Here is a 7,672-nt window from a genome sequence, read left to right on the forward strand (position 1 = left end):
ATCTCCCCGGTCTCGAGGTGCTCTCCAGGTGCCAGCCACTCGTCGGGTGGGGCAACCGTGGAGTTGCCCCGATTTTGTGGACAAGTTTCTAGCCCAGAGAATGGGCGGGAAGGAGTTCACGAATGGGCAAGACGAGACGGGGCTTTAGTGACGAGTTCAAGCGCGAGGCGGTTCGTCTGGCGTACGAGCGCGGCCGCCGCCTGAGCGATGTAGCCCGGGAGCTGGACGTGCGTCCGGATCTGATCCGGCGGTGGCGCAAGAAGCTGAGCGGGGGTCAGGAGGGGCGTGCGCCGACGACAGAAGAGCAGGAGATTCGTCGTTTGCAGGGGGAGTTGTCGCGGGTTCGCGAGGAGCGCGACATTCTAAAAAAAGCGTTGGCGATCTTCTCGGATCGGCGGCAGTGAGACACGAGCTGGTGCATGGTCTCCGTGGCCGCTATCCGGTGCAGCGGATCTGTGAGGTCCTCGAGGTATCGCGCAGCGGCTACTACGCTCGCTGCCGACGCCCGAAGCCTGCCCGGGTCCGGGAAGATCGCCGACTCAAGCAGCAGATCCTGGCGGTGCACGCCGCGACTGCTGGCCGCTACGGCACGCCTCGTGTCGAACGTCAGCTGCGCCGGCAAGGGATCGCGACCAGCCGCAAGCGGGTGGCTCGACTGCGTCGCGAGCTTGGGCTCCAGGCCAAGGGCCGACGTCGGTTCCGCGTCACTACCGATTCCAAGCACACGTATCCGATCGCAGACAACCGCCTGCAACGGCGTTTTCACGCCTGTGGGCCTAACGAGGTTTGGCTTGGAGACATCACCTACCTGGTCCACGGCCGCAGGTGGTTATACCTGGCACTTCTGATGGATGTTTTCTCACGTCGGATCGTTGGCTGGTCGCTCAGCGATCGGATCGACGAGCGACTGACCATGACGGCACTGCGCCGCGCAATCGATGCTCGCCGGCCGCCTCCAGGCCTGATCCACCACACGGATCGTGGCGCCCAGTACTGCGGCAATGCGTACCGCAGGGCGCTCGATAGAGCCGGCTTGGAGGCGAGCATGAGTCGCCGGGGAGACTGCTGGGATAACGCCATGGCAGAGAGCCTGATCAAAACGGTCAAGACCGAGCTCGGCCGAGAGTTTCTGAGCCACCAACTAGCCCAGAGACAGCTCTTCGAGTACATCGAGGGCTTCTACAACACACGGCGTCTGCACTCGGGACTGGACTACCGCACACCAGCCGAGGTCGAGCGGCTCGAAGCGTCCTCGAGGCCTGGCCTCTCCCTCGGAGGATGGTGCAAAGAGGCGGTGGCTCCGCCCGCTTTCGCGGCCCCAGCCACCGCTTCCCCCACCCTGACCTAAGATGACGATGCTAAGTACGATAACTGTCTACGAGATCGGGGCAAGACCGGATTCCCACCCCAAAAGGTGGGGACCCCCTCAGCCCATTGGCATGTTGTCGCCCGCTTCCGACACTGCTAAGCCTCATTCCAGGCCCGACAGCGACACACTCTGCAAGAGCCGGGGTCTCGGAGCGATTCTTTCCTGCCGGGCCGGGACGGGGACGTGGATCCGGCCTCCGACAGTACAACTCGATACTTCCGCGATTTCAGGCTCTTGGAGTGGTGGGTGCGGCCGTCCCTCAACCGGCTGGAGAGGGATGGCAAGGTCGTCCAGATCGAGCCTAAGTCAATGGACGTGCTCGTCGACCTCGCCGAGCACGCTGGCGAACTGCGCTCAAAGAGACGGCTGCTGCATGTCGTCTGGGGTGACGCTTTCGTCACCGACGATGTTCTGACTCGAGCGATCTCCCAGCTACGAAAGGAGCTCGGGGACGATGCCAAGAACCCCAAGTACATCGAGACCATTCCACGGCAGGGCTACCGGCTCGTCGCTCCAAGGACGGAGCCCGAGAAGAAGGCCTTTCGTTATCGAATCCTCGAGAAACTCGGCGGTGGCGGAATGGGCGTCGTCTACCGAGCAGAGGACACTCTGCTCCGCCGCATCGTGGCGCTCAAGTTCCTGCCTGCGGAGCTTTCAGAGAATTCCAACGCCAAAGAACGCTTTCTGCAGGAAGCCCGCGCCGCCGCTCGTCTGATCCACCCCAACATCGCCGTGGTCCACGATGTCGGGGAGGACCCGGAAGGCCGTATGTACATCGCTATGGACTGTTACGACGGCGAGACGATCAAGAAGAAGGTCGCGCGCGGAGCGCTTCCGATCGACCAGAGCCTGGACCTGGCGATACAGATTTCCCGCGGCCTTGCCGCCGCTCATGCCGAGGGCATCGTGCACCGCGACATCAAGCCCGCCAATGTCATGGTAACCAAGGACGGTAGCGCCAAGATTGTGGACTTCGGCCTCGCCAAGCTCGCCGGGACCGCCTCCCTCACCCGAACCGGCGGTGCACCGGGAACAGCCGCCTACATGTCTCCCGAGCAACTGCTTGGCCATGACGTGGACCACCGCACCGATCTCTGGTCCCTCGGTGTGGTGCTCTACGAAATGCTCGCCGGAAAGCGGCCATTCGGCGGCGATTCCGCCGGGTCGGCGGTCCAGTCGATCCTCCAGAACGACCCCTCACCGCTCTCCGACTCTAGACCCGACTGTCCGCAAGCGGCGGAAGATGTCGCACATGCGCTCCTGCGAAAGGATCCGAGCCAAAGACCCGAGAGTGCCGCAGAAGTTGCAGAGTCGTTGGCTAGCGCCAAACTCGCCAGTGATCTGACGGAGCCGATGCCGGAAGAACTCCTTGACCGGCTCGAACGCCGTTCCAAAGCGAGCTCAGATGTCCAGGTTGCAGAAAAGACAGGCCCACCAGAGCAGCTCCGGACAGCAAGAAAGAGACCCTGGTGGGGTCTTTCCGTGGTCGCGTCGCTAGCCCTCATGGTGGTAGCCCTTGCGATCTGGGCGAGTTGGGCTGCTTTTGAAAGGCATGATGACTCGACATCGCTCGGCCACCCGCGCCAGCTTACGGCGGGACCAAGCTGGGAAGCCGAACCCGCTATCTCACCGGACGGCGAGTTCATCGCATACTCGTCGAATCTGTCCGGAAACGCTGCTATCTGGCTAATCGATGCGCGAGGCGGCGAGCCCATTCAACTAACTGACGATCCGGCTTCAGATCATGCCCCTTCATGGTTCCCGGATGGCAGAACGATCGCGTTTCATTCTGACCGCAGCGGCGAGATCGCAATCTGGAAAGTCCCCCGCCTCGGCGGTCCGGCCACAATGTTGGTACCTGGCGGGACAAATCCCGCCATCTCACCCGACGGCACCCGGATCGCTTTTTCCAAAGACGCCGAAAACGGGATGGCCCGGATTGCAGTCGCGAGCCTTCTCGATCCTGATCGAGCAACGATTCTGACTGGCGACGACGATGGCTTCTGGAACCACCAAGACCCGTCTTGGTCGCCCGATGGTGAAGCGATCTGCTACTCGGATTCACGCGATCTCTGGGTCGTGCCTGCTGCCGGTGGAGCGGCGAGGCGATTGACACTGGACGATGCTTCGGACTACGAGCCGGTGTGGTCCGCAGGTGGCCGCCATCTGCTCTTCTCCTCACACCGCGACCAAACCACGGCCCTGTGGCGGGTTTCCTTGGCTGGCGGTCCGCCGAAGAGGCTCACCTCTGGAATAGGTCCGGAGCGCCACCCGACCATTTCGCGGGACGGCTCGAAGCTTGCCTACAGCACCTTTGCTCAGGACATGGATGTGGAGCTTGTTGACCTGATAACTGGCGAGCGGTCGCGCCTCCCGGAGTATCGCTTCGAAGGGGAGCCGACACTTGCACCAGACCGACGTGCGGTTGTCTTCAATTCGGATCGAATTGGAGGATTCCGCCTATGGCGCCAGCCGTTGAGTGGGGTGCGACCCGTACGAAACGCAGCTCTCCTCAGCGAAGATCCAGGTGCATCGAGCAACCCTCATTACTCACCTGACGGCCGCTGGATCGCCTATCAGCGTCGAATGGCCGAGCAACGCGACATCTGGCTCCAACCGGCCTCTGGAGGGCTGCCGCAACCTGTCACCAGCGACCCAGAAGCGGATTACCACCCCACATGGTCGCCGGACGGATCGCTGATCGCTTTTGTTTCGGAGCGTGGAGGTAGCTCGGGACTCTGGGTCGCGCGGGTAGCAGACGGCAAGCTTGTTGGTCCTCTTCGCCAGATTCCAGCCACAGTTAGTTCGCTGATGTCACCAGCTTGGTCGGCAGACGGCGCCCTCATCTCGTTCGCCGGTGTGCAGCAGGAGCGATGGGAGGTCTGGATTGTCCCCAGCGACGGCTCCGGTCCTTCTCGCCGGGTGACGGAGGGAGCCGATGCGCATCGGGTGCGCTGGTTCGGGAATCAGGGGACTCTACTCGTGATGGGCTACTGGGGAGGCGGAAAAGTGAGTCTTCGGGAGGTTGATAGCCAGACGGGAACCTCGACGGAGATCGAAACCTTGGCCGAAGTAGGGCCACTCCCTGCTGGCGGGCCGTTCGACATCAGCGCTGATGGCAGGATTCTGGCTCTGACGGTTGAGGAAGTGAGTGGCGATCTTTGGATACGTGCGACCAAGGCCGGCTCATCTTGAAGGCCGGCACACCCATAGAAAGCAATGACGGCGGGTAATCACCGCCAGAAAGGAACGTCATGTCATCGGAACAAACGGGAGAACTGCTAGAGGCGCTTGGAGGCTCGATTGAAGCACTGGCCTTCGCTGATCCAACGCAAGCGATCGATATTCCTCCTGACCGTCCCTCCCCTAATTGGGGTCCGTCCTGTGAGTACGACACGATCTTGACCATTGGGCAGATCGTGAACGTACTCCGAGAGATCCACAACGGTCTGCTGGACGCCCAAGCCGGATCGTAGAGCTAGACCGCACAGCAACAAGGGCGGTCGTTAGCGTCGTTCCTGAGGCGAGGGAACTTGGACGAATCGCCGGCACAAACTGACGGGCCTACTCTCGGTGTGCCTCGGCATCCAGGGAAAAAATGAAAAGAGAAGCGACGACACCTAGTCTGTCGCAGCTTCGGTCAGTAGAGGCTGTGCTCACTTCCGCGTGCAATCTTCGATGCCGGTACTGCTACCAGAACGCAAAGCAACCCCGCCGCATGAGCTGGGAGACGCTTCGTGAAGCTACCAATCTGCTGCTTGCGACGCGACAGCCCAGAGCCACTCTCTCATTCTATGGAGGTGAGCCGTTTCTCTGCTTCGGACTGATCCGCAGAGCCGTACGCCATTCGGAACGTAGTCGGCCATCGGATCTGTCCGTCAGCTACGCGGTATCCACCAACGGCACGTTGCTGGAGAGTGACCAAATCGCCTTCCTGGTCCGTCATCGAGTGCAGACGCAAATCAGCTTCGATGGGGGGCCGGCGGCACAGGCACTTCGGGGCGAAGCGACGTTCCCAGCCCTGGACCAACTTCTCACCCGTCTGCGGCGCGATCATCCGGGCTTCTTTCGGGACTGCGTTCGTGTGGCCATGATGGTCCTTCCATCAACGATTTCCCAGCTAGGGACCAGCGTCCGGTACTTCCTGAAGAAGGGGGTTCAGGAGATCCGTGTGGCCCCCGCAGTTACCGACATCGAGTGTTGGTCACCAGAGCGCATCGGCCGGCTGGACGAAGAGTTCCAGGAGGTTTTCGACGTCAGCCTTCATCACTTTGAAGTCACTCGCAAGGTCCCTGTCGCCTTGTTTCGGAAAGCCTTGGATCTTCACTGGGCTCGGCCAAAGCGGGGTCCCATGTGTCGCGTCGGGCGGGGAACGAGTCTGGCAGTAGACGTCGACGGTAACGTGTACGCCTGTGTGATCTTCGCGAATTCTTTCCAGAACTCTCAAAGTGACCTCATGTGCTCGGCACAAAGGGCCCTGCGCTTAGGTCCAGTGACAGCTCACGATCTCGACCGTCGGCTCCGGGGGATGCAGGTTGCCACCGAGGGAGAGGCGATCTTCCGCCAGAAGGAGGACAAGTACTCGACGTACGGCCGGTGCTCGGACTGTGCACATTTCTTCGCCTGCAGCGTATGCCCGGCAGCGATCTCGCACACGTCGGGAGCCCTTGACCCGCATCGCGTGCCGGATTTCGTTTGTGCCTTCAATCTTGTGGTCAACAAGTTCCGCGAACGGTTCCCATCTCAGTGGTTCTCAGGTCGGAGGAGTTGAGCGGCCTTGAGGACCCTGGGCGGCGACCGACGAATAGGATCGACTCAGAGCCCTTTGCCGAGGGTGACGAGCCGCTCGCCGGGCGCCACGCGCCCGCCGCCCCCACAGCCGCCGAGGTCGCAGGAGCGCATGCGGCGCAGGGTGAGCGCCCCGGTCGGGCAGGCCTCGGCGCAGCGCTCGGCCACGTCGCGCAGGCCGTCCGAGAGGGGCTGCTCGAACGGCACCCCCATGGCGACCTGGAAGCCGCGCCCGATAAGGGCGACGCCCAGCGGCTCGGCCGCCTCCTTGGCGATGCGCACGCAGGCGTCGCAGAGGATGCATTTGCCGGGCTCGTAGACGACCTCGGGGTGGGAGTCGTCCCGCTCGAGCCGGCGTCTGACGCCGAGGTAGCGGGTGGGATCGGCCTCGTACTCGGTCGCGTACTGGCGCACACTGCATCCGACCGCAGCGGTACAGCCACAGCTCATGCAGCGACGCGACTCGCTGAGCGCGCTCTCGGCCGAAAGTCCGGCGTCGATCTCGGCAAATGAGGTCAGCCGCTCGGCCGGAGGCAGTTCCGGCGTCGGGATCTGGGGCTGGCGCTCGATGTCGCGGAAGACCTCGGCCAGCTCTTCGTCGTCGATCGGCTGAAAGAAGACGTTGACCTGCTCGCGCAGACCGAGGACGGGCTCCCCACTGAGCAGCTGGCCGATCGAGGTCGCCGCCAGCCGTCCCGCGGCCACCGCGCGCACCGCGAGGTCGGCTCCCAGGACCGCATCGCCGCCTGAGAAGACCCGAGGCACGTTGGTCTCGAGAGTGCGGGAATCGGCCTTGATCCCCCAACTGGTGGTCTCGAGTCCCTCGCCGGCGGCGAGCTCGGTGGCAACGCTCTGACCAACCGCGGCTACCACGTTGTCGCAGGGGTAGGACGTATAGGAGTTCAGAATCGGCTCCGGCCGCCGGCGCCCCGACTCGTCGGGCTCGCCGAGCTCCATGTGCTGGCAGACGAGCACGGTCTCGCCGTTCGCCGGCCGCTCGACCCGCACCGGAGCGACCAGAAAATCGATCTCGACGCCCTCCTCGCGGGCGCCCTCGACCTCTTCGGCGAGGCACGGCATCTCGCGCTCGGTCCGCCGGTAGACCACCTTGACCTCGGAACCGAGCCGCCGCGCCGAGCGCGCCGCGTCCATGGCCGTGTTGCCGCCGCCGACGACCACCACGCGGCGTCCCAGCTCGGGCGTCTCGTCTCTTGCGACCGCTGCGAGTAGATCGACCGCGTCGAGCGCCAGCTCGTCGCCCTCGCAGCGAAGCTCCATCGAGCGCTGATCACCTATGGCGACGAAGACCGCGTCGTGCCGCTCGAGCAGTCCCTCGAGGTGGAAGTCCCGCCCCCAGCTCTCCCCCATCCGAATCTCCGCTCCCAGGTCGCGCACGACCTGGATCTCCCGGTCGAGCGGTCCCTTGGGCAGACGGTAGGCCGGGATGCCATAGCGGAGCATGCCCCCGGCCTGCTGGTGAGCGTCGTAGAGGGTGACAGCGTGTCCTTCGCGAAG

General features: G+C 63.4%; 5 protein-coding genes. 4 read left to right on the forward strand and 1 reads right to left on the reverse strand.

What is annotated here, in order from left to right; genetic code table 11:
• Positions 1-122: 122 nt before the first annotated feature.
• From GY769_25605 to GY769_25620, 4 genes are all read left to right on the forward strand, one after another.
• On the forward strand, positions 123-404 hold the full coding sequence (locus GY769_25605) for a transposase (GenBank protein MCP4205301.1): 282 nt from the start codon (positions 123-125) through the stop codon (positions 402-404).
• On the forward strand, positions 401-1,348 hold the full coding sequence (locus tag GY769_25610; protein MCP4205302.1) for an IS3 family transposase: 948 nt from the start codon (positions 401-403) through the stop codon (positions 1,346-1,348). Before GY769_25605 ends, GY769_25610 begins: the two co-directional genes overlap by 4 nt.
• A 267-nt stretch (positions 1,349-1,615) precedes the next feature.
• Complete coding sequence (locus tag GY769_25615) at positions 1,616-4,564, forward strand: protein kinase (GenBank protein ID MCP4205303.1); 2,949 nt, start codon at positions 1,616-1,618, stop codon at positions 4,562-4,564.
• A gap of 457 nt (positions 4,565-5,021) precedes the next feature.
• Positions 5,022-6,140 carry a radical SAM protein gene (locus GY769_25620; protein ID MCP4205304.1) on the forward strand — a complete coding sequence of 373 codons (1,119 nt, stop codon included), beginning with the start codon at positions 5,022-5,024 and terminating at the stop codon, positions 6,138-6,140.
• A gap of 44 nt (positions 6,141-6,184) precedes the next feature.
• Here the strand turns inward: GY769_25620 and GY769_25625 are convergent.
• On the reverse strand, positions 6,185-7,672 hold a 1,488-nt coding region (locus tag GY769_25625; GenBank protein MCP4205305.1), incomplete at its 5' end, for an FAD-dependent oxidoreductase.

It is taken from the genome of bacterium (assembly GCA_024224155.1).
Classification (GTDB): Bacteria; Acidobacteriota; Thermoanaerobaculia; order Multivoradales; family JAHEKO01; genus CALZIK01.